28 protein-coding genes are annotated in these 26510 nt (G+C 67.5%); 17 read left to right on the forward strand and 11 right to left on the reverse strand.

Going from position 1 to position 26510, the window contains the following annotated elements:
- Window positions 1-25 precede the first annotated feature (25 nt).
- The 3 genes from HUW43_RS14390 (at window position 26) to HUW43_RS14400 (ending at window position 2998) form a co-directional block, all read left to right on the forward strand.
- Entirely contained in the window at window positions 26-1363 is a 1338-nt protein-coding gene (locus tag HUW43_RS14390; protein ID WP_188238049.1) for an amidohydrolase, read from the forward strand.
- A gap of 9 nt (window positions 1364-1372) precedes the next feature.
- Window positions 1373-2002, forward strand: a complete 630-nt coding sequence (locus tag HUW43_RS14395) for a trimeric intracellular cation channel family protein (RefSeq protein WP_223181556.1) — start codon at window positions 1373-1375, stop codon at window positions 2000-2002.
- Between the two features lie 90 nt (window positions 2003-2092).
- Window positions 2093-2998 carry an alpha/beta fold hydrolase gene (locus tag HUW43_RS14400; RefSeq protein ID WP_188238050.1) on the forward strand — a complete coding sequence of 302 codons (906 nt, stop codon included), beginning with the start codon at window positions 2093-2095 and terminating at the stop codon, window positions 2996-2998.
- A gap of 60 nt (window positions 2999-3058) precedes the next feature.
- Here HUW43_RS14400 and sppA read toward each other — a convergent pair whose 3' ends face one another.
- The 3 genes from sppA to proB form a co-directional block, all read right to left on the reverse strand.
- On the reverse strand, window positions 3059-5038 hold the full coding sequence (gene sppA, locus HUW43_RS14405; RefSeq protein ID WP_188238051.1) for a signal peptide peptidase SppA: 1980 nt from the start codon (window positions 5036-5038) through the stop codon (window positions 3059-3061).
- 105 nt (window positions 5039-5143) lie between these two features.
- On the reverse strand, window positions 5144-6043 hold the full coding sequence (locus tag HUW43_RS14410; RefSeq protein WP_188238237.1) for an SDR family oxidoreductase: 900 nt from the start codon (window positions 6041-6043) through the stop codon (window positions 5144-5146).
- Between the two features lie 14 nt (window positions 6044-6057).
- Window positions 6058-7164, reverse strand: coding sequence for a glutamate 5-kinase (gene proB, locus HUW43_RS14415; protein WP_188238052.1), 1107 nt, complete (start codon window positions 7162-7164; stop codon window positions 6058-6060).
- Window positions 7165-7277: 113 nt separating this feature from the next.
- On the opposite strand from proB, the gene HUW43_RS14420 reads away from it, so the two are divergent.
- Window positions 7278-7838 carry a hypothetical protein gene (locus HUW43_RS14420; protein ID WP_223181557.1) on the forward strand — a complete coding sequence of 187 codons (561 nt, stop codon included), beginning with the start codon at window positions 7278-7280 and terminating at the stop codon, window positions 7836-7838.
- A gap of 31 nt (window positions 7839-7869) precedes the next feature.
- Entirely contained in the window at window positions 7870-8400 is a 531-nt protein-coding gene (locus tag HUW43_RS14425; RefSeq protein ID WP_188238054.1) for a GNAT family N-acetyltransferase, read from the forward strand.
- Between the two features lie 124 nt (window positions 8401-8524).
- Here HUW43_RS14425 and HUW43_RS14430 read toward each other — a convergent pair whose 3' ends face one another.
- Both HUW43_RS14430 and HUW43_RS14435 read right to left on the reverse strand, forming a co-directional pair.
- Window positions 8525-8971: an NfeD family protein gene (locus HUW43_RS14430; protein ID WP_188238055.1), complete on the reverse strand. Its 447-nt coding sequence runs from the start codon at window positions 8969-8971 to the stop codon at window positions 8525-8527.
- A gap of 1 nt (window position 8972) precedes the next feature.
- Entirely contained in the window at window positions 8973-9887 is a 915-nt protein-coding gene (locus HUW43_RS14435) for an SPFH domain-containing protein (protein ID WP_188238056.1), read from the reverse strand.
- Between the two features lie 85 nt (window positions 9888-9972).
- On the opposite strand from HUW43_RS14435, the gene HUW43_RS14440 reads away from it, so the two are divergent.
- Both HUW43_RS14440 and HUW43_RS14445 read left to right on the forward strand, forming a co-directional pair.
- A complete protein-coding gene (locus HUW43_RS14440) occupies window positions 9973-10776 on the forward strand; it encodes an HpcH/HpaI aldolase/citrate lyase family protein (protein WP_188238057.1) in 804 nt (267 codons plus the stop codon).
- A 202-nt stretch (window positions 10777-10978) separates the two neighbouring features.
- Complete coding sequence (locus HUW43_RS14445) at window positions 10979-12487, forward strand: M28 family peptidase (RefSeq protein ID WP_223181558.1); 1509 nt, start codon at window positions 10979-10981, stop codon at window positions 12485-12487.
- Window positions 12488-12600: 113 nt separating this feature from the next.
- Here HUW43_RS14445 and HUW43_RS14450 read toward each other — a convergent pair whose 3' ends face one another.
- A complete protein-coding gene (locus tag HUW43_RS14450) occupies window positions 12601-13974 on the reverse strand; it encodes a class II 3-deoxy-7-phosphoheptulonate synthase (RefSeq protein ID WP_188238059.1) in 1374 nt (457 codons plus the stop codon).
- Window positions 13975-14225: 251 nt separating this feature from the next.
- Here HUW43_RS14450 and HUW43_RS14455 point away from each other — a divergent pair, with 251 nt between their 5' ends.
- Genes HUW43_RS14455 through HUW43_RS14465 form a run of 3 tightly spaced genes read left to right on the forward strand, consistent with a single transcriptional unit; the run spans window position 14226 to window position 16369 of the window.
- Entirely contained in the window at window positions 14226-14918 is a 693-nt protein-coding gene (locus HUW43_RS14455) for a Crp/Fnr family transcriptional regulator (protein ID WP_223181559.1), read from the forward strand.
- Between the two features lie 39 nt (window positions 14919-14957).
- Window positions 14958-15305, forward strand: a complete 348-nt coding sequence (locus HUW43_RS14460; protein ID WP_223181560.1) for an ArsC family reductase — start codon at window positions 14958-14960, stop codon at window positions 15303-15305.
- Complete coding sequence (locus HUW43_RS14465; RefSeq protein ID WP_188238061.1) at window positions 15305-16369, forward strand: glycerophosphodiester phosphodiesterase; 1065 nt, start codon at window positions 15305-15307, stop codon at window positions 16367-16369. The genes HUW43_RS14460 and HUW43_RS14465 overlap by 1 nt, the downstream gene beginning before the upstream one ends.
- A 214-nt stretch (window positions 16370-16583) precedes the next feature.
- Here HUW43_RS14465 and HUW43_RS14470 read toward each other — a convergent pair whose 3' ends face one another.
- From HUW43_RS14470 to HUW43_RS14480, 3 genes are read right to left on the reverse strand one after another with little or no spacing between them, the layout of a single operon-like run.
- Window positions 16584-16805, reverse strand: a complete 222-nt coding sequence (locus HUW43_RS14470) for a helix-turn-helix transcriptional regulator (RefSeq protein ID WP_188238062.1) — start codon at window positions 16803-16805, stop codon at window positions 16584-16586.
- Window positions 16798-17286 (reverse strand): hypothetical protein, encoded by a 489-nt coding sequence (locus tag HUW43_RS14475; protein ID WP_223181561.1) that lies wholly within the window; start codon window positions 17284-17286, stop codon window positions 16798-16800. Before HUW43_RS14475 ends, HUW43_RS14470 begins: the two co-directional genes overlap by 8 nt.
- 3 nt (window positions 17287-17289) lie before the next feature.
- Window positions 17290-17505 (reverse strand): hypothetical protein, encoded by a 216-nt coding sequence (locus HUW43_RS14480; RefSeq protein WP_188238063.1) that lies wholly within the window; start codon window positions 17503-17505, stop codon window positions 17290-17292.
- Window positions 17506-17630: 125 nt separating this feature from the next.
- Between HUW43_RS14480 and panB the strand changes: the two genes are divergently transcribed.
- From panB to HUW43_RS14510, 6 genes are all read left to right on the forward strand, one after another.
- Window positions 17631-18494 (forward strand): 3-methyl-2-oxobutanoate hydroxymethyltransferase, encoded by an 864-nt coding sequence (gene panB / locus HUW43_RS14485; protein ID WP_188238064.1) that lies wholly within the window; start codon window positions 17631-17633, stop codon window positions 18492-18494.
- A 101-nt stretch (window positions 18495-18595) separates the two neighbouring features.
- Complete coding sequence (locus HUW43_RS14490; protein ID WP_188238065.1) at window positions 18596-19357, forward strand: tetratricopeptide repeat protein; 762 nt, start codon at window positions 18596-18598, stop codon at window positions 19355-19357.
- Window position 19358: 1 nt separating this feature from the next.
- A complete protein-coding gene (locus HUW43_RS14495; protein WP_188238066.1) occupies window positions 19359-20693 on the forward strand; it encodes a PQQ-binding-like beta-propeller repeat protein in 1335 nt (444 codons plus the stop codon).
- A 55-nt stretch (window positions 20694-20748) separates the two neighbouring features.
- Complete coding sequence (gene der, locus HUW43_RS14500; RefSeq protein ID WP_188238067.1) at window positions 20749-22119, forward strand: ribosome biogenesis GTPase Der; 1371 nt, start codon at window positions 20749-20751, stop codon at window positions 22117-22119.
- Window positions 22109-22333: a sulfurtransferase TusA family protein gene (locus HUW43_RS14505; protein ID WP_188238068.1), complete on the forward strand. Its 225-nt coding sequence runs from the start codon at window positions 22109-22111 to the stop codon at window positions 22331-22333. Before der ends, HUW43_RS14505 begins: the two co-directional genes overlap by 11 nt.
- Window positions 22334-22449: 116 nt before the next feature.
- Entirely contained in the window at window positions 22450-22854 is a 405-nt protein-coding gene (locus HUW43_RS14510; protein ID WP_120218562.1) for an Hpt domain-containing protein, read from the forward strand.
- A 13-nt stretch (window positions 22855-22867) separates the two neighbouring features.
- Here the strand turns inward: HUW43_RS14510 and HUW43_RS14515 are convergent, their stop codons facing one another.
- Both HUW43_RS14515 and HUW43_RS14520 read right to left on the reverse strand, forming a co-directional pair.
- Window positions 22868-24118, reverse strand: a complete 1251-nt coding sequence (locus HUW43_RS14515) for a DUF418 domain-containing protein (RefSeq protein ID WP_188238069.1) — start codon at window positions 24116-24118, stop codon at window positions 22868-22870.
- 32 nt (window positions 24119-24150) lie between these two features.
- Window positions 24151-24825 carry a nitroreductase family protein gene (locus HUW43_RS14520; RefSeq protein ID WP_188238070.1) on the reverse strand — a complete coding sequence of 225 codons (675 nt, stop codon included), beginning with the start codon at window positions 24823-24825 and terminating at the stop codon, window positions 24151-24153.
- 210 nt (window positions 24826-25035) lie between these two features.
- Here HUW43_RS14520 and HUW43_RS14525 point away from each other — a divergent pair, with 210 nt between their 5' ends.
- Window positions 25036-26472, forward strand: coding sequence for a hypothetical protein (locus HUW43_RS14525; RefSeq protein ID WP_188238071.1), 1437 nt, complete (start codon window positions 25036-25038; stop codon window positions 26470-26472).
- Window positions 26473-26510 lie beyond the last annotated feature (38 nt).

A 26510-nucleotide genomic window follows, 5' to 3' on the forward strand; every position in this document is an offset into this window, starting at 1 on the left:
TGCCAACATAGGGAGGGAGCGATTGATGGCGAAGTACGATCTCTGGGCAGCGGCTTCGCTGGCGCTCTCGTTCGCCGCGACGGGCGCGCAGGCGTCGCCCGACATGGGCGCGGCCCATGCGCGGCTGACCGCGCTGCTCGACAAAAATTATCCGGTGCTTGAGGCGCTATACAAGGATCTGCACCAGCATCCCGAACTGGGGATGCAGGAAGTGCGGACCGCCGGCCTGTTGGCGCGGCATCTGCGCGATGCGGGCTTTACCGTGACCGAGAAGGTCGGCGGCACCGGCGTCGTCGGCATCCTCAGAAATGGCGACGGTCCGACGATCCTTGTGCGCGCCGACATGGATGCGCTGCCGATGGAGGAGAAGACGGGGCTGGCCTGGGCGAGCAAGGCGCGCGCGACCTATGAGGGCAAGGATGTGCCCGTGATGCACGCTTGCGGCCACGACACGCATGTCGCCTATCTGGTCGGGGTCGCACAGGCGCTGAGCGCGATGCGCGACAGCTGGGCGGGGACGGTGATGCTGATCGGCCAGCCCGCCGAGGAACCATTGAGCGGCGCGCGCGCGATGCTTGATGATGGGCTGTTCACGCGCTTTCCCAAGCCCGACTTCGGCTTTGCGGCCCATGTCACCAACCTGCCCGCCGGTGTCGTCGCGATCAAGGCGGGGCCGTCCTCGTCGGCATCGGACAGCTATGCCATCACCTTTCACGGCCGCGGCGGCCACGGTTCCATGCCCGCGGCGACGATCGACCCGATCCCCATCGCCGCGCGCTTTGTCACCGACGCGCAGGTGATCATCAGCCGCGAAAAGGATCCAGCGGCGTTCGGCGTGCTGACCATCGGCGCGATCAACGCGGGCAGCGCGCCCAACATCATTCCCGACCAGGCGGAAGTAAAGGTCAACCTCCGCTCGCAGTCGCCCGAAGTGCGCAAGCTGCTCCGCGACGGCACCGCGCGCGTGGCGAGGTCGGCGGCGGCGATGGGCGGCGCGCCCGAACCGACGATCCGTTACCTCGGCGGCACGGGCGTAATGACGAATGACGAGGCAATGGCGAAAGCCGCGACCGGCGTGCTCGCACCGGCTTTTGGCAAGGGGCTGGTCTTTGCACCGGCCGACGCGACGCCCATGTCCGGAAGCGAGGATTATTCGGAGTTCGTCGATGCCGGCGTGCCGTCGCTCTTCTTCGGGATCGGCGGCTATGATCCCGCCCTGCTCGCCGCACTCAAGGCCAGGGGCGAACCCGCGCCGACCAATCATTCGCCCTTCTTCGCGCCCAAGGCCGAACCGGCGATCCGGGGCGCCGTAACGGCGATCACGCTGTCGATCATCGGCGGCGTGCGCCCGGCGGCCAAATAGGTTTCGGCCTTGTTCGCGCTCGACAATGCGCTGATCGTCCGACTGCTCGACCTCATCGGCATCGGCGTCTTTGCGCTGTCGGGCGCGCTGATGGCGGTGCGACTGCGGCAGACGCTGGTGACCGCAGCCTTTTTTGCGCTCGTCACCGGGGTCGGTGGGGGCAGCGTGCGCGACCTGTTGATCGGCGCGCCGGTCTTCTGGGTGCAGGATGGCGCCATCGCGGCCGTGTGCATCGCGATCGCGCTGATCGTCTGGGTGACGCCCGAACGCTGGTGGCAGGGGCAATTGCTGGAATGGGCCGACGCGGTGGGGCTCGCCGCCTATGCCGTATTCGGCACGGCAAAGGCGCTGGCGTGGGGGGTGCCGCCCGTCCCGGCGCTGCTGATGGGGGTCATCACCGGATGCGTCGGCGGGACGATCCGCGACATATTGGCGGGCGTGCCGTCGATCATCATGCGCCCGGAAGTCTATGTGACCGCCGCGGCGCTGGCATCGGGACTGTTCCTGCTGCTGATCTGGCTTGGCACAGGCACGCCGGTGGCGGCGATCGTCGGCGCGCTTGCGGGCTTTGCGCTGCGCGGCGCGGCGATCCACTGGTCGCTCGCGCTCCCCGCCTATCGCGGGCCCAGGGCGGGCTAGGCTTGCCTAATCGCCCGACTGGCGGCAGGTTGAGCATGTGAACAATCATGTCAGCACCGATCACCGGTGCGGTTTGGCCAGGGATAGTGCATGCAGACCGAACAGGCGGCCGTGAACGGCATCGACATCACCTATGAGGATCGCGGGCCGAAGGATGCGCCCGCCATATTGCTGGTGATGGGGCTGGGCGGACAATTGACGCTGTGGCCCGACGAGTTCGTCGCAGCACTGAATGACCGGGGTTTCCGTACGATCCGCTATGACAATCGCGACGTCGGCCTGTCGACGCGCTTCGACGCGGCGGGGGTGCCGAACCTGAAATGGATGTTCGTCAAGGCGGCTATCGGCCTGCCGGTGCGCCCCGCCTATACGCTCGCCGACATGGCCGCCGACGGCATCGGCCTGCTCGATCATCTCGGCATCGGTCGGGCGCATGTCGTCGGCGTGTCGATGGGCGGGATGATCGCGCAGCATATCGCCGCGCGCTATCCCGATCGCCTGCTGTCGCTGACCTCGATCATGTCCACCACGGGCAACCGCCGCCTGCCGCGCGCGCGCAAGGAAGCGATGCAGGCGCTCGCCAACCGGCCGATGAGCGGCGACAAGGAGGCGCTCATCGCCTATTCGGTGAACGCGGCGCGGGTGATCGGCAGCCCCGGCTATCCGCCCGACGAGGAACGGCTCCAGCGCCGCGTCCGCACCGATTTCGACCGCGGCTGGTATCCGCCGGGCTTTGCGCGCCAGATGGCGGCGATCGTCGCCGACGGTGACCGGCGGCCGATGCTGCGGACCATCAAGGCGCCGACGCTGGTGATCCATGGCGAGGACGACCCGCTCGTCCCGCTGGCGGGCGGGCGCGATACGGCGAACAATATCGCGGGGGCACGGCTGTTGACGATCCCCGGCATGGGGCATGACCTGCCGCTCGCACTTGTCGATACGCTCGCCGATGCGATCGCGGGGCATATCGGCGAAGTGGCGAAGGTCGCGGCATAAGCCGCAACCGGAAAGAAGCGGTGCCCCCGCCTTCGCGGGGACACATGAACTCGCCCGCCGCTATTTCAACAGCAGGGCCAGCGTCGCAAGAAACCCCTGCGCCTCGCGCTTGTCCGGCCGCGGCACGGCGGGCATATAGGCGCGGCAGTCGAGGCACGATGCCTGGATCGACCCCGCCCGTGCGAGCAGCGTCAGATCCTGCACCAGCCGTCGTTCGGCAAGCTGGCGGTTCATCGCCGCGATGCCGAACCAGCCGCGCGGCAGCGCAGCCGCTTCCTCGTCCCCGGCGCCCGTCCAGCTGGCGAGCATCTTGGAAAACTCGCTCGGTTCTTCCTCGAAATATCGGGCGTGGAAATCGCCCTCGACCTTGGCGAGCTTCGCCGCCGCGGCGAGCGCGTCGGAAAGGCCGCCGAACTGGTCGACAAGGCCCAGCTGGCGCGCGGTGCCGCCCGCCCACACGCGCCCTTCGGCGATCCGCAGGATCTTGTCGAGCGGCTGCTTGCGGCTTTTGGCCACCAGCCCGGTGAAGCGCGCATAGACATCCTCGACGCTCGCCTGCGCCAGCGCATTGAACTCTGCGTTCACCCCGCCCAGGATGTCGGGCTGGCCCGACAGCGGCGTCGTCGCGATGCCGTCGGCGTTGACGCCGATCTTGGCGAGCGCCCGATCAAAGCTCGGCACGATGCCGAACACGCCGATCGACCCGGTGACCGTTTCGGGTTCGGCAAAGATGCGGTCTGCGGGGGTCGAAATCCAGTAGCCGCCCGACGCCGCGACATTGGCCATCGACACGACGACGGGCAGCTTCCTGGCCTTGGCGGCGAGCAGTGCCTGGCGGATTTCCTCCGACGCCAGCACCGATCCGCCGGGCGAATCGACGCGCAGGACGATCGCCTTGACGCTGCTGTCAGTCGCGGCGTCGAGGATATGTTCGGCGATCGTCGCGCCGCCTGCAACCCCTGTCGGCGCTTCGCCATCGACGATTTCGCCGACGACGGGGACGACCGCGATCGCGCTGCCCTTTTCATCCGGCGGATTCGCGGCGACCCAGTTTTCGAGCGGGATGGCGTTAAACTCCCACGGTTTGCCGTCGTCGGTCGCGCCGCTGATCTCGGCCACGCGCCGGCCGAATGCCATGCGGCTGCCGAGCTTGTCGACCAGCCCCGCGTCAAGCGACGCCTTCGACAGGTCATTGCCCGCCGCGCGCACAGCGCCGGGGGTGTCGGCGATATAGGCGTCAAGCTTGGCCGCCGGGCGCGCTTTCTTCACATCGGCCAGCCAATTGTCCCACAGGACGCCGGCGTAGGCGAGGTTGGCCTCTTTCGCTTCGGGCGACTGGTCGCTGCGCAGAAAAGGTTCGACCGCGCTTTTGAAGGTGCCGACCCGATAGATGTTCGCCGTGACGCCGAGGCGATCCATCAGCCCCTTGTAATAGAGGCGCGATCCGCCCGGTCCCGCAATCGCGACGCCGCCGATGCCGTCGGCCCAGATTTCGCTCGCATGGGCGGCGATCTGATAGCTGTCGGTGGTATAGGCGGTGGCAAAGGCGAGCACCGGTTTTTTCTTTGCGCGCACCTTGTCGACCGCCGCGCCGATTTCGGCGAGCGACACCTGCCCGCCGCCGAGGAAGCGGTCGAGGTCGAGAACGACCGAGGTGATCCGCTTGTCCGCCGCCGCGGTTTCGAGCGCGTGGACGACATCGCGCGTGCGGATTTCCTTGATCTGCGGCCCACCCGACAGCGCCGCGAAGGGGTCGGTTTCGGCCGGCTGTTCGCTGACGACGCCGTCAAGCTCGATCAGCAGCGCACCCTCGCTGACCGGCAGACCCGCGTTGGGGCGCCCCGCGAGCAGTCCGAAAAGCGCGACGAAGAAAAGCAGCAGAAAGATGAGCGCCAGCGCATCCTTGATTCCGACGAGCAGATTCCAGACCTTGCGCGGAAAGCTGGTCGTGCCGCGCGGCCTGTCGTCCCCCGGCAGCGGGCGGCGGACGGGGATGGCCCAGGGGCCGGCGGGATCGTTGGGCGCGGTGTTGTCGGTCATCGGTCAAATCTAGGGATGCGCCTCGTCCTTGGCAATGCACGCTTCGACGGGCGGGCGTTGGGGGGGCATGGGCGGTCGAATGGCTCGACACGACCCGATTACGGGTCAAAGCCAGCCTTCGCGGCGATACCAGCGCACCGTTTCGGCGAGCGCGTCATCGGTGTCCCGTTCGGGGCGCCAGATCGTCGCAGGCGGGCGCGCGCCCTCGGTCACCACCCAGTCGGGATGCGCGATATAGCGCGCGCGGTCGGGGGTCAGCTTGGCGCGGTCGCGGCGCAGTAACCGATCGATGCGGGCGCCGGTCTTGATCAGCAGCGCCGGAGTGGTGAGCGTCGGCACATGGGCGCGGCCGACCGCACGGCCGATCGCGCGGGCGAAGCCGCGGTGCGACCAGCCGCCGGGGGTGCCGTCGTCGGGTTCATAGACCTGTCCGATGCTCGCCATGCGGTCGGCGGCGAGCGCGACGAGCAGGCGGGCGAGATCGCCCACACAGATCGCCGACATTCTGCCCCTGGGAGGCAGCAGCGCGATGCCGCGGCGGACCATGCGGAACAGGTCGAGCATTTCGGTATCGCCGGGGCCGAACACCGCTGGCGGGCGCACAATTGTCCAGTCGAGCCCGCTGTCCCGAACGACGGCCTCGGCGCGTTCCTTGGACCAGCCATAGTCGGAAAGGCCAGGTTCGCGCGCCGCGAGCGAGGAGACATGGACGAAGCGCGACACGCGGGCATCGCGCGCGGCGTCGACGACGTTCGCGGTTGCGGCGGCGTTGCCCGCCTCGAATGCGGCTCGGCTCGGTGCGTTGACGACGCCCGCAATGTGCAAGACGGCGTCGGCGCCCGCCGCCATTTCGGCAAGACTGTCGGCCCGGTCGAGCGCGCCGGCGATCCAGGTCACGCCCGCGCGATCGGGTTGCGGGCGGCGGGTGAGCGCGCGGACGTGCCAGCCCGCTTCGACCGCTTGGCGCAGCGTCGCGCCGCCAACGAAACCGGTGGCGCCGGTCATCGCCAGCACGCGCGTCACAGCAGCACCATATGGTCGCGGTGGACCATGGCGCTGCGCGGCGCATAGCCGAGCGCGGCCTCCTGCGCCTCGCGGCCAAGGCCGACGATCGCGGCGGCGTCGGCGGCGGGATATTCGGACAGGCCGCGCGCAACGATGCGCCCGTCGGGTCCGGCAATGTCGAGGATGTCGCCGCGCGCGAAGGCGCCCGACACCGCGGTCACGCCGGCGGCGAGCAGGCTTGCGCCGCCCGCCAGCGCCCTGACCGCGCCCGCGTCGATCGTCAGCTGTCCCGCGGCGGTCAATCCGCCCGCGAGCCATGCCTTGCGCGCGCTCGCCCCCTTTTCGGCGACGAACAGGCTGTGCCGCGCCGTGGTCGACAGCGGGCGGTCGATGCGGCCCGACGCGATGGCGAGATGCGCCCCCGCGGCGTTGGCGATGCGCGCGGCGGCGATTTTCGACACCATGCCGCCCGATCCCATGCCCGACGCCGATCCGGTGTCGGCCATCGCCTCGATCTTCGCGTCGATCCGGTCGATCCGGGCGATGTGGACGGCACCCGGCTGCGCCGGATTGCGGTCATAGAGGCCGTCGATGTCGGACAGAAGGATGACGCCGCGCGCCGCGGCGGCCTGCGCGACGCGCGCGGCGAGCCGGTCGTTGTCGCCAAAGCGGATTTCCTCGGTCGCGACGCTGTCATTTTCGTTAATGATCGGCACGACACCCAGGCTGAGCAGCCGATCGAGCGTCGCGGCGGCGTTGAGGTAGCGGCGGCGGTGTTCCAGGTCGCCGAGCGTCACCAGTATCTGCGCGGCGGTCAGCCCTTCGGCGCCAAGCACCTCGGCCCAGACCTGGCTGAGCGCGATCTGCCCCGTCGCGGCGGCGGCCTGCGCATCCTCGAGGCTGGCGCGGCCGCCTTTGGCCAGGGCCAGCCGCCGCGCGCCGAGTGCGATCGCGCCCGACGACACCACCGCGACCTGTTGCCCGGCGCGCGCGCGCTCCGCAATATCGGCGGCGATGCCCGCCAGCCAGTCGCGCCGCACTGCGCCATCGGGATCGACGAGCAGCGCCGACCCGATCTTGACGATCAGTCGCGGGCAGGAGGCGGGCGGAAACAGGCTCATGCCGCCGCCGATAGCGCGGCGGCGCCCCCGCGCCAATGCGAATGTCGATTGCCGTGCACAGAAGGCTGGACGCGGCGCGCGCCGCCCCATAGGTGTTGCGCGTGGAGGGGACCATGCAACCCCATATGACCGCCGCCGAGGAGCGGCATTTTGAATTGCAGCTGGCGGGGCTGGGCTCGCTGCTGGAGTTCGGCTGCGGCGGCAGCACGCTCGTCGCGGCGCGGCAGGTGCGGCGCATCGTCAGCGTCGACAGCGATCCCGCCTGGCTGGCGCGCGTGCAGGTCGAGGTGGCGCGCGAGGCGGTGGAGTTCACGCCCGTCCATGTCGACATCGGGCCGGTCGGCGAATGGGGCTATCCTGTCGATGAAAGCCGCCTGCGCGACTGGCCGCGCTATCACACGCAGGTCTGGCGCGGCATGGGGGGCAGCCCCGACGCGGTGCTGATCGACGGGCGTTTTCGCGTCGCCTGCCTGCTCCAGTCGATCATCCACTGCAAACCCGATTGCATCCTGCTGTTCCACGATTTTGCCGACCGGCCGCATTATCATGTCGTGCTGCGCCATGTGGACGTGCTTACGCGCGTGGACAGGCTGGCGGTCATGCGCGCGAAACAGCAGGTCGACGGCAAGGCGGTGCTGCACGACCTGTTCGATCATTTCCTCGTCCCCGATTGACCGCGCGCATCCGCCCGGGCACATCCCGCCGATGCCGACCATCGCCCCCGTCATCGAAACCGATCGCCTGCGCCTGCGTCCCGGACGCCTTGCCGACAAGGACAGGCACATCGCGATGTGGGCCGACGCGCGCGTCACGCGCTTCATCGGCGGCGAGCCGCGCGCGCCCGATGTCAGCTGGGGCAAGTTCCTGAGCGCGGCGGGGCTGTGGCCGGTGATGGGCTTCGGTTACTGGGTGTTCGCCGACCGCGCGAGCGACGCGTTGATCGGCATGGGCGGCCTCAGTTATTTCGGCCGCGGCATTGCCGAGCTCGAAGGGGTGCCCGAAGCGGGCTGGGCGTTCGATGCCGACCATTGGGGCGCGGGCTATGCGACCGAGGCGATGACCGCCGTGCTCGGCTGGGCCGACGCGCATCTCGGCGCATCCGATGTGCGCTGCATCATCGACCACGGCCATGAAGCGTCGGAGCGGGTCGCGGCGAAGCTGGGTTTCCGGCACGTCGGCGACAGCGACGCGCTGGGACATGTGGTGGCGATCTATAGCCGACCGCGGGGAGGGTAGCCGGGCAGTGGGGAAAGCTGCCTGCTCCCGCGAAAGGCGGCAGCCCATATCCAGTCGATGCGGGTTGGAATGGGCAGGGGAGGGCCCCCCGCCTTCGCGGGGACGCGCGATTTTATTTATCGGGCTAGGCCAGCTCCACCACCAGCACCCCGCCGTCGGCGCTGACAACGCGCACTTTGGCGCCCTCGGCGGCGTCGGGGCCGCGCACCGGCCATTCGCCGTCGCCGACCTTGGCGCGGCCGCGGCCGTCCTCGATCGCTTTCGTCACGGTAAGCACCTCGCCGACGAGGCGGCTGCCGCGCTGGTTCAGATTGGGATCGGCCGTGGTGATCGGGTTCGCCTTCAGCCAGCGGCGCCCGCCATAGAGCGCGACAAACGACAGCAGCGCAAAGATGCCGAGCTGGAGCGGGACGCTGAGCGGCACGATCCACGCGACGACACCGGTGACGACCGCCGCGGCGCCGATCCAGATGAGGAAGAAGCCCGGCGCGACAATCTCGGCCGCGGCGAGCAGCACGCCGAGCGACAGCCACGCCCAATGCGGTTCCATATTGGTGAGCCAGTCGGGCATGTCAGGCTCCCGGCTTGCGTTCAAGCGCGTCGCGGGCGAGTTCGCCGATGCCGCCCAGGGTGCCGATCAGCTGCGTTGCCTCGACCGGGAACAGGATCGTCTTGCTGTTCGGGCTGGTCGCGAACTGGCTCACCGCCTCGACATATTTCTGCGCGACGAAATAGTTGATCGCCTGTGCATTGCCGTTCGCGATCGCGTCGCTGACCATCTGCGTCGCCTTGGCTTCGGCCTCGGCTTCGCGTTCACGCGCCTCGGCGTCGCGAAAGGCGGCCTCGCGGCGGCCCTCGGCCTGCAAGATCTGACCCTGCTTCTCACCCTCGGCGCGCAGGATTTCAGAGGCGCGCAGTCCCTCCGCCTCGAGGATCGCGGCGCGCTTTTCGCGCTCGGCCTTCATCTGGCGCGCCATGGCGTTCGAAATGTCGGCGGGCGGGCGGATGTCCTTGATTTCGACGCGCGTGATCTTGACCCCCCACGGCGTTGTCGCATCGTCGACGACGTGCAGCAGGCGCGCGTTGATCTCGTCGCGCTTCGACAGCGTTTCGTCGAGATCCATCGACCCCATGACGGTGCGCAGGTTCGTCGTCGTCAGGTTCATGATCGACAGATACAGGTCGCTGACCTCATAGGCGGCCTTGGCGGCGTCGAGCACCTGGAAAAACACCACCCCGTCGACCGCGACCATCGCGTTGTCCTTGGTGATGATCTCCTGCCCTGGAATGTCGAGCACCTGTTCCATCATGTTGACCTTGCGCCCGACGCGATCGAAGATCGGCATGATGAAGTTGAGGCCCGGCTGCGCGGTGTGCGTGTAGCGGCCGAAGCGTTCGATCGTATAGGCAAAGCCCTGTCGCACGGGCGTCAACGCCCAGATCAGGAACACCAGTGCCAGAACCACCAGCGCGAGCGCGAACTCCATCGATCATCCCCTCTTGCAAAATTGCGCCTTTGCAAACCCGCCTTCCTTATTGCGGCAATGGCGCGGCTGCGCCACAGAAAAGCGCATGACCGACTTCGCTCCGCGCTCGCTGCTCTATGTTCCGGGATCGAACGCCCGCGCGCTTGAAAAGGCCGCGGGCCTGGCCGCCGACATGCTGATTATCGACCTTGAGGATGCGGTGCCTGTCGATCGCAAGGACGCGGCACGCGACGCGATGCGCGCGGCGGTGATCGCGGGCTATCCGGGCAAGCGCATCGCGGTGCGGATCAACGGCGCGGGAAGCATGCATCAGGCGGCGGACATCAATGCGCTTGCCGGACTGCCGCTCGACGCGGTGGTGCTGCCCAAGGTCGACGCCCCCGCCGACCTCGCCCCGGCGCGCGGGCTCGGTCTGCCGATGCTGGCGATGATCGAGACGCCGACCGCCATCTATGCCGCGCGCGACATCGCGTCGGACCCCGGCGTTGCGGGACTGATCGCGGGACTCAACGATCTTGCCCACGAACTGAAGCTGCCCGGCGGCACCGACCGTGGTGCGATGAGCCATGCGATTCAGGCGATCATACTTGCGGCGCGCGCGGGCGGCGTCTGGTGCTTTGACGGCGTTTACAATGCGATTGACGATGCCGCGGGTTTCGCCGCCGAAGCCGCCGAGGGGCGGCGGCTGGGTTTCGACGGCAAGACGCTGATCCACCCGTCACAGGTGAACCCATGCAACGCCGCATTCGCGCCGACGCCGCGCGAGATCGCCGCGGCCGAGGCGCTGGTCGCGGCGGCGACCGGCGGGGCACAGCGCCACGAAGGACGGATGATCGAGGATATGCACGTCGCAGCGGCGCGCGCACTGCTGGCGCGGGCGGGGCGGTGAGATCGTGGCCCCCTCCCCTTCAGTGTCGGGGTTGGGGTGGGGGTTATCGGCCCTGGCGCAAGGTCAGGGCCTCCACCCGCTGCGCCGCGGATCAGGCCCGGCGCTCGCCGCCCTCCCCTGAAGGGGATTGCGAAAGGAAGGTCGTTCGTCGTTCGACGAACCGCCTTGCCCGCCCGCAGCGGACATGCCATGCCGCGCGGCCATGAAAGTCGCTTTCTTTCGTGCCGCCGTCGCGGCCGCCGCCCTCGCCGCAACCGCCGCTCCCGCGCACGCCGCCCCCGCAACCGCCGATGCCCCCATCACCGAGGCCGACCTCGCCTCTCACATGAAAATCCTGGCCGGCGATGCGTTCGAGGGGCGTGCGCCGGGCACCGATGGCGAGGATCGCACGATTGCCTATATCGTCGGCGAATGGGCCAAGGCGGGGCTCGAAGCCGTGCCGGGCAGCGCGACGCCGTGGCTCCAGCCGGTGCCCTTTGTCGAGACGCAGGCGCTGAGCGGCTCCGCGACGTTCAAGGCGAACGGCCGCGATGTCGCGCTCGGCGATGACGGCATCGTCGTGACCGGCCGCGATGCGTCGGTGGCGCTGGCGGGTCTTCCCGCGGTCTTCGTCGGCTATGGCGTCGACGGCGCGGGTCAGGTCAACGCCGACGTCCGGGGCAAGCTTGCGATCATGCTGTTCGACAACGCCCCCTTCGGCGACAAGCTGCCGCGCTATCGCGAGCGGCGGCAGATGCTCGCCGATGCGGGGGCAAGCGCGGTGCTGGTGATCGCGACCGACGCGGTGCCGTGGGATGCGCTGCGCGAAAGCGTCGGCAGCAAATCCATGCGCCTTGCCAGCGCCGGGGCGGGCGCGCCGGTCAGCGGCTTTCTGTCGAGCGCCGCTGCCGACGCGCTGTTCAAGGCCGCGGGGCAGGATGGCGCCGCGCTGCGCGAGGCGGCAAAATCGCCCGATTACAAGGGCGCCGCCCTGCCGGTGACGGCGGACTTCACCGCAGCGTCGGCGGTCCGTTCCTTTGCCAGCCACAATGTCATTGCCAGGCTGCCCGGCGCACGGCCCGACGGCAAGGCGGTGCTCTTCCTCGGCCATTGGGATCATCTCGGCATCTGCGGGGCAGAGGGCGAGGCCGACCGCATCTGCAATGGCGCGGTCGACAATGCGAGCGGGATCGCGGTGCTGATCGAGGTCGCAAAGCGGCTGGGCGCGGGCGCGCGGCCCGATCGCGACATTTATTTCATGGCGACGACGGCGGAGGAAAAGGGTCTGCTCGGTGCGCGCTGGTTCGCCGATCATCCGGTGGTTCCGCTGTCCGACATCACGGTCGCGCTCAACGTCGACACGATCGCGATCTCGCCGCGCGGCACGCCGGTCGCGACGATCGGGCGCGGCAAGCCCGCCCATGATGCGATGGTGCGTTCGGTGGCTGCCGGGCTGGGTCGCAAGATCGACGAGGACGGCGAGGCCGACGCCTTTGTCCAGCGGCAGGATGGCTGGGCGCTGGGCGCGAAAGGCGTCACCTCGCTGATGGTCGGCGGCAGCTTTTCGGACATGAAGCTGCTCGAAGCCTTCTTGTCGGGCGATTATCACCGCGCGGGGGACAATTTTTCCGACCGGATACCGCTCGGCGGCGCGGCCGAGGATGCCGACCTGCACGTCGCGCTGGGGCGGGCTTTTGCCGATACCAGGCGGTGGCCGGGGACGGCGGAGTAAAAGGAAGCGTGTCCCCGCGAGGGCGGGAACCCATCACCGGCGTTTTCGGAATGGAGCTGCGGGAAATGGACCCCCCCTTTGGGGGGGCACATCAAATCAGGGTTGGCGGCGCTTTACGCCGCCTGCTTCGCGCGGTCCGCCATTTCCTGATTGAGCATTTCTGCCAGCAGGAAGGCGAGTTCCAGCGACTGCCCCGCATTGAGCCGCGGATCGCAATGGGTGTGATAGCGATCGGCGAGGTCCATCTGCGTCACGTCCATCGCGCCGCCGGTGCATTCGGTGACATTCTGGCCGGTCATTTCGATATGGATGCCGCCGCCATGCGTGCCCTCGGCGCGGTGGACGGCAAAGAAACCCCGCACTTCGGCCAGGATACGCTCGAACGGCCGCGTCTTGTAGCCGGTCGAGGTCTTGATGACATTGCCGTGCATCGGGTCGCACGACCAGACGACGGGATGGCCCGAATCCTTTACCGCGCGCACGAGCCTGGGCAGATGCGCCTCGATCTTGTCGTGGCCGTAACGCGTGATGAGCGTCATGCGACCCGGCACATGATGGGGGTTGAGCGTGTCGAGCAGACGCAGCAGCGCGTCGGGATCGAGGCTCGGCCCGCATTTCATGCCGATGGGATTGCCGATGCCGCGCAGAAACTCGATATGCGCCGACCCCTCGAAACGGGTGCGGTCGCCGACCCACAGGAAATGGCCCGACGTGTCGTACCAGCCGCCGGTCAGGCTGTCCTGCCGCGTCAGCGCCTGCTCATAGGGGAGCAGCAGCGCCTCGTGGCTGGTATAGAAGCTGGTGCCCTTGATCTGCGGCACCGTTTCGGGGGTCACGCCGCACGCTTCCATGAACGCGAGCGCTTCGGAAATGCGTGCTGCGGTTTCCTGATATTTTTTCGCCCACGGGCTGCGGTCCATGAAATCGTGCGTCCAGGCGTTGACCTGGTGCAGATTGGCATAGCCGCCGCCCGCGAAGGCACGCAGCAGGTTGAGCGTCGCCGCCGACTGGTTATAGGCCTTGACCATTCGCGCGGGGTCGGGCTCGCGGCCGTCGGCATCGAACGCGATGTCGTTGATGATGTCGCCGCGATAGCTTGGCAGCGACACACCGCCCACTTCCTCCATATCCGCGGAACGCGGCTTGGCGAACTGGCCCGCCATGCGGCCGAGCTTCACCACCGGCATTTTCGACGCGAAGGTCAGCACGACCGCCATCTGAAGCAGGACGCGAAAGGTGTCGCGGATGTTGTTGGGATGGAACTCGGCAAAGCTTTCGGCGCAGTCGCCGCCTTGCAGCAGAAAGGCCTTGCCCTCCGCGACGCGCGCAAGTTCGCTCGTCAATTCGCGCGCTTCGCCCGCAAAAACGAGCGGGGGATAGCCTGCAAGCTCGCGTTCGGCGGCCGCGAGCGCTTCGCCGTCGCGATAGGTGGGCAGCTGGCGGGCCTCGTGCGTGCGCCAGCTATGCGGTTGCCAGTTTTTCGTCATCTGCCTGTCATTTCATCTTCGAATCATGCGCCCCATGGCGCGAATGCCCTGCGGGTGCAATGTTTGCCGGGCGCGCGAGGCCGAAAATTAGCATTATCGTGACCTTTGCGCACCTATGCTTTTCTTAGGGCCAGGGAACTGATAGTTTATTGCAGGCTTGGCGCGGTGACGGCGCGATCCAAGGGACAGGGCTATCGATAACGTCATTCACCCAATGGCCCGATTGCGGGCCGGAATGCGAGCGATTGGCTATGGCGAGTTTCGACTCCGCGTGGTTCCTTTACGGGGCGTTGCTGCTTCTTCTGGCGACAAGTTTTGTCGTACGCATCGACTATGCGCGCATCGGGCTGGCCGCGGCGGCGCTCGTTGCGCTGCCGCTCACCCTCTTTCGCGCCTCCGATCCCGGTTACAGCCTGCTCGTGCTGGCAATCCTCGCGGTCAATATCGGCATTCTCGCGCGGCTGTGGCTGCGCGGGACGAAGGTGCGCTTCTCGCCTGAGGATGAGGAGTTGCGGCGGCGGCATTTTCCGGGGCTGGGCGCACATGCCGCGCGCGGGCTGATCGATCAGGGACACTGGATTTCGGCAAAGCGCGGCGAGGTGCTGATCCGCGAGAATCAGGCGGCGCCCAGCCTTTTCTATCTCGCCGACGGCCACGCGACGATTCTGCGCGACGGCGCCGAGGTCGGCTGCCTCGCCGATGGCGAGCTGATCGGCGAGGCGACGGTGCTCGACGGATCGCACGCGACGGGCACGGTCGTGCTTGCCAGCAATGCGCGGCTGTGGTTCGTCCCGGCGGCGGCGCTGCGCGCCTATCTTGCCGCCAATCCGGGCATTGCCGCCGAACTGCACGAGGGGTTCGCCCGCGCACTGCGCGGCAAGCTTGCGAGCGCGAACACGCGTATCGCTGACCGCACGCCGGCTTCCTCGGCATCGGCGGCTTGAGCCTCGAATCTGCAACGCGCTGCTGCTAATCACGCGTCCATGATGATTCTTTATGGCATTCCCAATTGCGACACGGTGAAAAAGGCGCGTCGCTGGCTCGACGATCACGGTCTTGCCTATCGGTTTCACGATGTCCGCAAGGACGGCCTGGACGCTGACCGGCTCCAGCGCTGGATCGACGAACTCGGCTGGGAAAAACTGCTCAACAAGGCGGGCACCAGCTTTCGCAAATTGCCCGATGCGGCAAAGGCGGGGCTGGACGCGGCGTCGGCCAGGGCGCTGATGCTCGAACAACCGGCGATGATCCGGCGGCCGGTCGTCGAGACCGCGAATGGAATCAGCGTCGGCTTTTCCGCCGACGACTGGCATGTGCGCTTTGCGGCGTGATGCGCGCGCTTGTGGCCATGCTGGCCCTGATGCTGACCGCGGGCTGCTCGGCTGATCCGGTGATGGCGGAGCCCACGCTCGACGGCAAGCCGCCCATCGTCATCGCGCATCGCGGCGCGTCGGGCGAGCGGCCCGAACATACGCTGGCGAGCTACAGGCTGGCGATCGAACAGGGCGCCGATTTCATCGAGCCCGATCTCGTGCTCACGCGCGACGGCGTGCTCGTGGCGCGTCACGAGAACGAGATTTCGGAAACCACCGATGTCGCGGATCGCCCCGAGTTTGCCGATCGCAAGGCGACGAAGACGATCGACGGGAAAGAGGTGACCGGCTGGTTCACCGAGGATTTCACGCTCGCCGAGATCAAGACGCTGCGCGCAAAGGAACGGCTGCCGCAACTGCGCGGCACCGCATTCGACGGGCGGTTCGAGGTGCCGACCTTCGAGGAGATATTGACGCTGCTCGCCGAGGCGAACCGCGGACGCAGCGTGCCGGTCGGCGTCTATCCGGAAACCAAGCATCCCAGTTATTTCGCGTCGATCGGCCTGCCGCACGACGCACCCTTGCTCGCGCTGCTTGATCGATTCGGTTATCGCGGACGCAGCGCGCCGGTGTTCATCCAGAGCTTTGAGGTCGGCAATCTGATGGACCTGCGTGCGAAGAGCGACCTGCCGCTCATCCAGCTCGTCGATGCCGTCGGCGGTCCCGCCGACCGACCCGATACGAGCTATGCCGCCATGACGTCGCCCGCGGGACTCAAAATGATCGCTGCCTATGCCGACGGCATCGGACCCAACAAGACGATGATCATCCCGCGCGGCGCTCTGGGGTCACTGGGCAAGCCGACGAACCTGGTTCGCGATGCGCACGCCGCGGGGCTCAAGGTCCATCCGTGGACGTTCCGCCGGGAGAATTATTTCCTGCCGCTCGGCAACAAGGGCGGGGTCAATCCGGCTGGCCACGGCGACCTGGGCGGCGAGATCGAGGCCTATCTTGCCACCGGCATCGACGGTCTGTTCAGCGACAATGTGCGCGAGGCGGTGGCGGTGCAGGCGGGACGTTGATTTTTCGACCGGTTGGCTTCGGCTGAATCCGGCCCTCCACTTTATCGCCGTCCCGGACTTGAAGCGGGACCGATCGCGGCGCCGACGTCATGGATACCGAATCGGGTTCGGGATAAGCAAGGTCGGCGGCCCCCGCTCCCCTTCCAGAAGCGGTCGAAAGACCGACGCGACACCTTGGGAGAGGGCGCGGGCCGGGCCGCGCGGCCGCGTCGGCTCAGCCCGGACCGTCATTCCACTGGAACACCGCTTCGAGCGGTTTTCCAAAGACGCGCGCGATGCGGAAGGCGACTTCGAGCGAGGGGGAATATTTGCCCTGCTCGATCGCGGCGATCGTCTGCCGCGTCACCCCCACGCGCTCGCCAAGTTCGGCCTGCGTCATTTCGCCGGCTAGGAAACGCAGCGTGCGAATATCGTTGTCGAAGGGCGGCTTAGCCATGCCAGCCCCGCCGGTAGCTCATCAGGACGACCACGCTGTTCACCAGTTCGGCGAGCACGATCGCGAGCAGGCCGCAATTCGCCAGCGCCACGCCGCTTTCCACAAAGGGCAGGTAAACCCCGACGACCATCATGCCGACCAGCAGGACATAATAAGCGGCGGCAGCTCCCCGCCGACGGATCGCGCGATCGCGCTCGTCGGCGCGCGCGCGCTCCGATTTCGGTGCCTGCGCCGACAGGATGATCGTGCCGACGATGACCGTGACGGCGTGCGCCACGGCGACCGATCCGAAGAGCCAGAGCATCGGCAACACCTCGCGTCCGGCGGGATGCCCGGCGAGGAGAAGCCCGAAATAGAGGCTGTAGGCGGCGGCCATTGCGATGACGTTCAGCCAGGCGGTCTTTTCGCGGAAGTTCATGGGCAGGTCTCCGGGTTCGGCGTCGGCGAGCTGCCGCGCGGATTCGAGGATCGCGGGCGACATGGTTCAACAGCCCCGGCGATCGAGGTGGAGTTGGGCGCCGACCCGCGCGAGTTCGGCAAAAACGACGATCGCGATCGTCGCGGGAATGATCATTCCCGCCGATGCCCGCACGCCCGCCGCGCTGGCGGCGAGGTGCCAGGGACAGGCGAGGAAATGCCAGCCAGAGGCGGCCGCCATCGACACCAGCGCCACCCAGTGGATGTTTTCGCGAAACATCATTTCAAACCCCATGTCAGGTGATACGAACGCTATGTTCGATATTTTTAACATTGAGTCAAGGATAATCAACATGGCCGGGCTTTGCCGCTTTCGCCTCGGCGCGTTACCAGCTAAGCCCCGGCACCATGTCAACGCTTCCCAAAACGCTCACCCTCGACACCTCCACGAGCCGCGCGAATCCGACGCCGCAGCCGATGAAGCGGCTGACCGTGCCGCGCATCCGCCAGCGCAAGGGCGGCGAGCCGATCGTGATGCTCACCGCCTATACGGTGCGCATGGCGCAGTTGCTCGACCCGCATTGCGACATGCTGCTCGTCGGCGATTCGCTCGCGCAGGTGATCTATGGCTTGCCGCACACGGTCGGGGTGACGATGGAGATGATGGCGCTGCACGGCGCCGCGGTGGTGCGTGGCAGCTATCACGCCGCGGTCATTGTCGACATGCCTTTCGGCAGCTATGAAGGCAGTCCAGAGCAGGCGTTCGACAATGCCGCGCGGCTGCTCAAGGAAACGGGCGCCGCAGCGGTGAAGGTCGAGGGCGGCAAGGTTCTCGCCCCGACGATCGAGTTTCTGACCCAGCGCGGCATCCCGGTGATGGGCCATGTCGGCCTGACGCCACAGGCGGTGAACATCCTCGGCGGCTATGGCGTGCGCGGCAAGAGCGAGGAAGAAGCCCGCTCGATCGTCGAGGATGCAGTCGCGGTGGCGCAGGCGGGCGCCTTTTCGATCGTGATCGAAGGGGTGCTCGAATCGATCGCGATCGAGATCACGAACAAGGTCGCCTGCCCGACGATCGGCATCGGCGCATCGGCGCAATGCGACGGCCAGGTGCTTGTCACCGACGACATGCTGGGCATGTTCGAGCGCGTCCCGAAGTTCGTCAAACGCTATCAGGACATGGCGGGCGTCGTCAGCGGCGCGGTGCAAAATTATGCCGACGAAGTCAGGTCCCGTTCATTCCCGACCGAGGATCAGATCTACGCCGGTTGATTGCCCCAGCGTGTCCGCAAGTGAAACGCTTGGCCTTTCCCCGTGCCGTCGCTAAGGAAGCGGGCCGGCCTCGTGCCGCCACGAAGTTTACGGAGGTTTGATTGGCCCTGAGCCCGACGAATGACGCCGCGCTGTTGCAGGAAGTCGATGAAGCCGTTCGCAAGGATCGGCTCGACACGATCATGCAGCGCTATGGCCGCTGGATCATCGGCGGCGTGCTGGCGATCCTGCTGGCCTTTGGCGGCTATCTTTACTGGAACCATCGACAGGATGTCGCGCGCGGCGAACAGGCCGAACGGCTGATTGCCGCGCTGGACAAGCTCCAGACCAACCAGCCGCGAGCCGCGGCGAGCGAACTGGAAAGGATCGCCGCCGAAGGCTCCCCCGCCTATCGCGCGGCGGCGATGATGCAGCAGGCGAATATCAAGGCCGGTGCGGGCGACCTCAAGGCCGCCGCCGCGCTGATGGCCAGGATCGTCGCCGATGCCGAGGTCGACCGGTCGCTTCGCGACCTTGCGCTCATTCGCCAGACGGCGTTCGAATATGACACGCTGAAGCCCGAGGCGGTGATCGCGCGGATGAAGCCGATCGTCGATGCCAGGGATCCCGCGTCGAGCTGGTTCGCCAGCGCCGCCGAATTGTCGGCGAGCGCCCACTATCGGCTCGGCCAGTTCGACCAGGCGGGCGCGCTCTATGGCCGGATCGCCAAATTGCCCGACCTTACCAGGTCGCTGCAATCGCGTTCGGTCCAGATGGCGGGGATGCTGGGTGTCGATGCCGTCGCCGACCGCGCCGCCGAGAGCATCGCCGCCGAGCGGAACGGCGCGGCGGCCGCCGCCCCGAAGACTGAGGAAGCCAAATAATATGCGGACTGCGCGTTTCGGACTATATGCGGCGCTGCTGGCGCTGCCGCTGGCGGGTTGCGGGGTGTTCAAGGGCGATGGCGGGCCGAGGACGCCGACGATCGGCAATCGTGTCTCGATCCTGTCGAACGACAATAGCGTCAAGGTCGATCCGGCGACGGCGGCGATTGCCGTCGTGCTGCCCGATCCGGTCGTGAACGCCGCCTGGGCGCAATCGGGCGGCAACGCGGCGAAATCCATGGGACATCCCGCGCTCGGCGCCGCGCGGACGAAGCTCTGGCAAGCGAATATCGCGGGCAGCACGAAAAAGCAGCGCCTGGCTTCGTCGCCGGTGGTCGCCGACAACCGCCTGTTCGTCGTCGATACCGACGCGGTCGTTTCGGCCTTTGCGGCCGATACGGGCGCAAGGCTGTGGAGCGTCGCGATCGGCAGCACGGGCAAGGATTTCAAGGATTCGCTGTTCGGCGGCGGCGCGAGCGTCGATGGCAATGTCGTCTATGCGACGAGCGGCGTCGGCGACGTCGCGGCGCTCAACGCGGCCGACGGGTCGGTGCTGTGGAAGGTGCGGCCCGCCGGGCCGCTGCGCGGTGCGCCGACGGTGGCGTTCGGCGGCGTCTATGTGATCAGCCAGGACAACCAGATTTTCGCGCTCAATGCCGCCGACGGCGCCGTCCAGTGGCAGGCGACGGCGTCGCTGGAGGCGGGAAGCGTCTTCGGCGCGGCATCGCCCGCGGCGGGGCAGGGCACGATCGTCGCGGGCTTCTCGTCGGGCGAGGTGCAGGCCTATCGTTACGAAAATGGCCGCGACCTGTGGGAAGATGCGCTGGCGCGCACGTCGATGGCGCTGTCGGTGTCGACGCTCACCGACGTCGATGCCGATCCGGTGATCGACCGCGGCCGCGTGTTCGCGCTCGGCCAGGGTGGCCGCATGGCAAGTTACGAGCTGGTTACCGGCCAGCGCAGCTGGGAAATCTCGATCGCCGGCATTTCGACGCCCTATGTGGTCGGCGAATGGGTCTATGCGATGACCGACGACGGCAAATTGCTGTGCGTCGCGCGGTCGAGCGGCAAAGTGCGCTGGCTCCAGCAGCTCGCGCGCTTTCGTGTAGAGACCGAGAAGAAAAAGAAGGATCCGATCCGCTGGACGGGGCCGATCCTTGCGGGCGGGCGCCTGATCGCGGTGAACAGCGAAGGCACGCTGGCGGAGTTTTCACCGGCCGACGGATCGCTGCTCGCATCGACCGAGTTCGGAACGTCGCTGTCGCAACCGCCGATCGTCGCAAACAGCACGCTCTATATCCTTGCCGACGACGGGACGATCACCGCCTGGCGTTGATGGGCCACGCTTTCCCTCTCTCCTTCAGGGGAGAGGGTCTTGTAAGGATAAACGGATGTCGCGACGTGCGACGATCGCCATTGTCGGCCGGCCCAATGTGGGGAAATCGACGCTGTTCAACCGGCTCGTCGGCAAGCGGCTCGCGCTTGTCGACGACCAGCCGGGGGTGACGCGCGACCGGCGCGAGGGCGACGGCAAGCTGCTCGGTCTCGAGTTCCGCATCGTCGACACCGCCGGGTTCGAGGATCAGGATGCGGCGACGCTGCCCGGCCGGATGCGTGTCCAGACCGAAAAGGCGGTGCGCGAGGCCGACGCCGCGCTGTTCCTGATCGACGCGCGCGCCGGAGTGACGCCGCTCGACGAGGAAATTGCGCGCTGGCTGCGCAGCGAGGACACGCCGATCATCCTCTGCGCGAACAAGGCCGAAGGCAAGCAGGGCGAGGCGGGGCTGATGGAGGCCTGGTCGCTCGGTTTCGACACCGTGCTCGCGCTCAGCGCCGAACATGGCGAGGGGTTGGTCGAACTGTTCGACGCCCTGCGCCCGGTCGTCGAGCCCTTCATGGACGCCGAGGCGGAGGCGAGCGATGATGCCGCGGATGCGGCGCCGGGCCCGATGAAGCTCGCGATCGTCGGCCGCCCCAATGCGGGCAAATCGACGCTCATCAACCGGATGATCGGCGAGGATCGGCTTATCACAGGGCCCGAAGCGGGGATCACGCGCGATTCGATCCGCGTCGATTGGCGGTGGGAAAAGGATGGCGCGGTCCACGAGATTCAGCTGTTCGACACCGCGGGGATGCGCAAGCGCGCGAAGGTGCAGGACAAGCTGGAGAAGCTTTCGGTCGCCGACGCGCTGCACGCGGTCGATTTCGCCGAGGTCGTCGTGCTGCTGCTCGATGCGACCAAGGGGCTGGAGGCGCAGGATCTGCGCATCGCCGACCGGGTGCTTCAGGAAGGGCGCGCGCTGATCGTCGCGCTCAACAAATGGGACATTGCCGAAGATCCATCGGCGCTGTTCAACGGCGTGCGCACCGCGCTCGACGACGGGCTTGCCCAGGTGAAGGGCGTGCCGGTGCTCAGCATTTCGGGCGCGACGGGCAAGGGGATCGACACGCTCGTCCGCGTCGCGTTCGAGCAGCGCGCGATCTGGACGAACCGCGTCCCGACGGCCCGGCTCAACCGCTGGTTCGAGGGCGCAGTGACCGCGAATCCGCCGCCGGCGCCGGGTGGCAAGCGCATCAAGCTGCGTTACATCACGCAGGCGCGCACGCGCCCGCCCACTTTCGTCGTCTTCGGATCGCGCACCGACGCGCTGCCCGGCAGCTATGAACGCTATCTGGTCAACGGCATGCGCAAGGAACTGGGGTTTCAGGGCGTGCCGGTGCGGCTCAATTTCCGCAATTCGCGCAATCCCTATGACGAATGACACGGCGGTGCGGCTGGTCGATGCGCGCGGGATGCGTTGTCCCTGGCCCGCGCTGCGGCTGGCGCGCGCGATGCGCGAGGTGGAGGCGGTGCTGCTGATCGCCGACGACCCCAATGCAGGCCGCGAGATCGCGGCGCTCGCTGCCGGGCATGGCTGGGCGGTGACTGACGAGAGCGCCGATGCGGGCGAGGGGCGCTGGCGCGTTCGCCGTTGACCCAAAATGGGGCGGCTTCGGCCGACTGGCGCGCGGTTCGTAACCTCTTTTTTACCGACTTTGGGGCATGGATCGGCCGGGACCACGACCGATCTGAACACCAAGGGACGAAAGCATTGGACGAAATCCTGGTCGATTGGGACGAGTTTCGCGCGACGCGCACCCAATTGGGGGCGGCTTTTGTGCGTATTCTCGGCTATTTTCGCGAGGACGGCACCAAATCGGTCGCCGCGATCGAAGAGGCAATGCGCGCGCGCGATCCGCGCGGGCTGGTTATGCCCGCGCACACGCTGAAGAGCGAAGCGCGCCAGTTCGGCGGCGAAAAGCTTGGCGCGCTTGCCGAAGACATCGAAATGTTCGCGCGCCATTGCGTCGAAAGCCAGACGAGCCCCGAGGAATATCTGCCGCGCGTGGTCGCGCTGCGCCCGCTGTTCGAACAAACGCTCGCCGCGCTCGAACGCGAAGCCAATCCGCTGGTCCAGCGCCGCCCCGCCGCTTTCGGTCGCGCCGTCGGTTATTGACGGGCGCGCCGTCTCAGCCCGGAAAGCGCTTTCGCATCGGCTGCACCTGCCAGCGCGACAGGCTGCGCCACAGCCATTCGAGCGGGCCATATTGGTAGCGATCGAGCCAGGCTTTTGACCACAGCAGCATCGCCGCCCACATGCCGAGGCAGAAAAGATAGAGCGGCAGGCGGCCGATACTGCCAAACAGCCCAAACCCATAGCCGTAAAAGATCGTCGTCATCACGATCGAGGTGACGAGATAATTGGTGAAGGCCATGCGCCCCGCCGCAGCAAGCCGCACGCGCACGGCGTTGCTTGCCGCGGTCCTGATGAGCAGCATGATGAGCGCCGCCCAGCCGATCGTCATCAGCGTGTCGAAGGGCACCGACAGCGCCATCGTCGCGCCGAACACCGACACCGCGTCATAGCCGGTGCGCATCTGATAGAGGGCGAGTCCGGCGAGCGGCGGCACCGCGACCAGGAAGCAGGCGATCGCCCATTTGCGATAGCGCGCCGCTTCCCATTCGCCGGTCAGCATATGCGATTTGAACAGCGCCATGCCGATCAGCATCAGCCCGACCGTTTCCCACAGGAACAGGCCGAGGAAGACAAGCGGGTCGCCCGCCATTTCGCCGGTGCGATGTGCGACGATGCTGGCATAGCTGCCGAGATAAAGCGCCTTCTGTTCAGCGTAGACGGGGGTGGACGGGCCCATGTCGGCGTTCATCTGTCGCAACGCCTCCTGCATGGCGGCCGCCGCATCGGGGGGCAGCGTGCCTGTCTGCGCCATTGCCATCATCGCCCAGAGGATCGCGGGCAGGCCGATGCCGATCAGGAAAAAGGGGATCGCCCAGAGCAGCAGCGCGCGCACCGACAGGTTGCGGAACAGAAAGAGGATCAGCCCGCAGATGGCATAGAGGAACAGGATGTCGCCTAACCAGATAAGGTAGAAATGCGCCAGGCCGAAGATCGCGAGCCAGAACATGCGCGAATAATGCGCACCCGCAGCGCTGCGCCCCGCCGAGGCGGCGCCGTCGATCACCAGCAGCATGCTCGCCCCGAACAGCATCGAGAACAGGCCGCGCATCTTTGAATCGACGAAAACGAAGTTGAAGAACCAGGTTGCGACATCGCTGCCGGTCGGCGGTCCCCCGGCGGCGGGGTTGCCATAGGCCGGAAAGGGCAGCGCAAAGGCGACGATGTTCATCGCGAGGATGCCCATCACCGCGACGCCGCGAATCGCGTCGAGGCTTTCGTATCGCGTCGTCATTCCCCGGTTCATCGCCTCTTTCGCCCTCCGGCTTCTGCGCAGCGTCAGAGCCAGCTGCTGATCTGTTCCAGCGGTTTTTTGCGCATCGCGTGAACGGGCACCGTCGCGTCGGCCGCCGGATGGCCCGCGACGATCAGCATCAGCGGCTTTTCGTCGGCCGGACGGCCGCAGATGTCGCGCAGAAATCCCATCGGCGACGGTGTGTGCGTCAAGGTCGCAAGCCCGGCGCCGTGGAGCGCGGTGAGCAGCAGGCCGCACGCGATGCCGACGCTTTCGGTGACGTAGTAATTCTGCCGCGCCTCGCCCGGATCGATCCCGCCGCGCCGCTGTCCGAACACGACGATCAGCCACGGCGCGATGTCGAGGAAGGCCTTGTCCTCGTCGGTGCCGAGCGGGGCGAGCGCATCGAGCCATTCCCGCCCGGCGCGGCTCGCGTAGAATTGGCGCTCCTCGGCCTCGGCGGCGAGGCGGATGCGGTGCTTGATGTCGGGCGAGGAAACCGCCGCGAAATGCCATGGCTGGTGGTTGGCGCCGCTGGGCGCGGTGCCTGCGGCGGCGATCGCGGCTTCGATCACCTCGCGCGGCACCGGCGCGTCGCTGAACATCCGGCACGTCCGCCGCGTGGCGACATGGTCGCGAAATGCCTCCGCCGCGGCGATCCGCGCGGCGTCGGTCATCGCGGGCGGCACGCTATAGGGGACCGTCGGATGCGCTTTCATGGCGCCGGTCTATCGGCGATCGGACGATCGCGCCAGCGCTGTTTGCGCGCCATCGGCCCGCGGCGACCGAGCCGCGTTGTGGGCGGGGTCCCCGATCGGGAAGGCACGGCGCCGCCGCCGGGGCGCTCGACCTCGCCTTGCCGGTGTTGCCGCGGCGATCGGCATGATAAGATCGCCCCAGCATCCGGCGGTCAGCGAAGGGGGACGGGATTGGCGATCAGGGTCACGCTCGATATGGCGCCGCCGCCGCAACCATCGCTGCCGATCGCGATCGTCGGGCGCGTCGTGACGGGGGCCTTTCTGGGCCTTGTCTCCCTCTTCGCGCTGGCTTGTTTGATCGTCATTCCCTGGTGGCTGATCGGCCTTGCGATCCCGGCCCTTGACTATGATGCCGCGCTGGCGCGCTGGGGGCACGACCGCGACAGCAGCTTCGCCGCTTTGCCCTGGGCCTGGGCGGCTGCGGCGGGGGTCGTGATCGGCCTTTACCATCTGTCGGTCCAGCGCCGCTGGCGCGCATCGCACAGCCAGCGCACGATGCGCGACATGACGCGCGCGGTCGACAAGGCCGCCGGCAGGAACAGTCGGCGTGTGCGGCGGAGCCGCTGGCTGTTCGCTGCGGCGCTGCTCTGGATTCCGGCGATCATCCTGTCGAAACCGGTCTGGGGCGCGTGGCTTGGCATGGGTGGCGACGGACGACTGCCCGATCCATGGATCGGCATCATGGTCGCGATCACCTGTCTCGGCCCCGTCCCGCTCGCGGCGCTCGCCATTTTTGCCGACGCGCGCGCGACGCCGGCGCGGCGGCAGGCCGTATCGGCGGTCGCCCGCGTGGCCATGGCCTATGGACCCTTTCTGTTGTTCGCGGCGCTGCTGGCCGCGGCGATCGCCTGGGGTGCCGCGGTCGGCGCAGGCGAAGCGGCGGGGCGGTCGTCGTGGCAGGCGGACTATGGCCCGCCGCTGGTGCTGGGCGGAATTGTCCTGCTCTATTGGCTTTCCTTCCGCACCAGCAGCGCGCTCGAAAGCCGCTATGCGCCGCGGCTCGCGGCCTGGGCGCTGCCGCGCGTCGACGAGGAAAGGCGTGGCGACCGGCGGGCGCCCGTGGTCTATCTCCGCTCCTTCGGCGACGATTTCGCCCTGGTGGTGGCAAGCGAGGAGGGCGAAGCCCGGCGCGTCACGCGCCTCGAAACACTGCTCGCCGACAATGCGCGCCGATTCGGACCCGTGATCGCGATCGGCGAGCCAGGCTATCTGCCGGTCGAGGGCGCGGCGCGCGCCTATTTCGCCGATGACGCCTGGCAGGATGCCGTGCGCTGCTGGATCGACGAGGCCGGATTCGTCCTTGTCGTCGCAGGCTATACGAGCGGTGTCAGCTGGGAGCTTGAAACCGTGATCGCACGCGGCCATGCCGCGAAGCTGATCGTCGTCTTTCCGCCCGATCCCGATCATTTTGCGGCGCGATGGGCATGGCTGCGTGAACGCGCCCATGCCAGTCGCATTGCGCGGCTGCCCGTCAGACCCGTCGCGGGGACGATGCTCGCCTGTCTCGACCGTTATGGCGAAATCCTGCTTCTGACCGCCGCCGAACCCGACGTGCGGCGATACCGCAGCGCGCTTGTGATCGCATTGGCGGAGATATTCGCGGTCTGATTTGCCGTCATATTGACATTTATGTCAGTAATGCTATC

This window comes from Sphingopyxis sp. LK2115, from assembly GCF_014595975.1.
GTDB lineage: Bacteria > Pseudomonadota > Alphaproteobacteria > Sphingomonadales > Sphingomonadaceae > Sphingopyxis.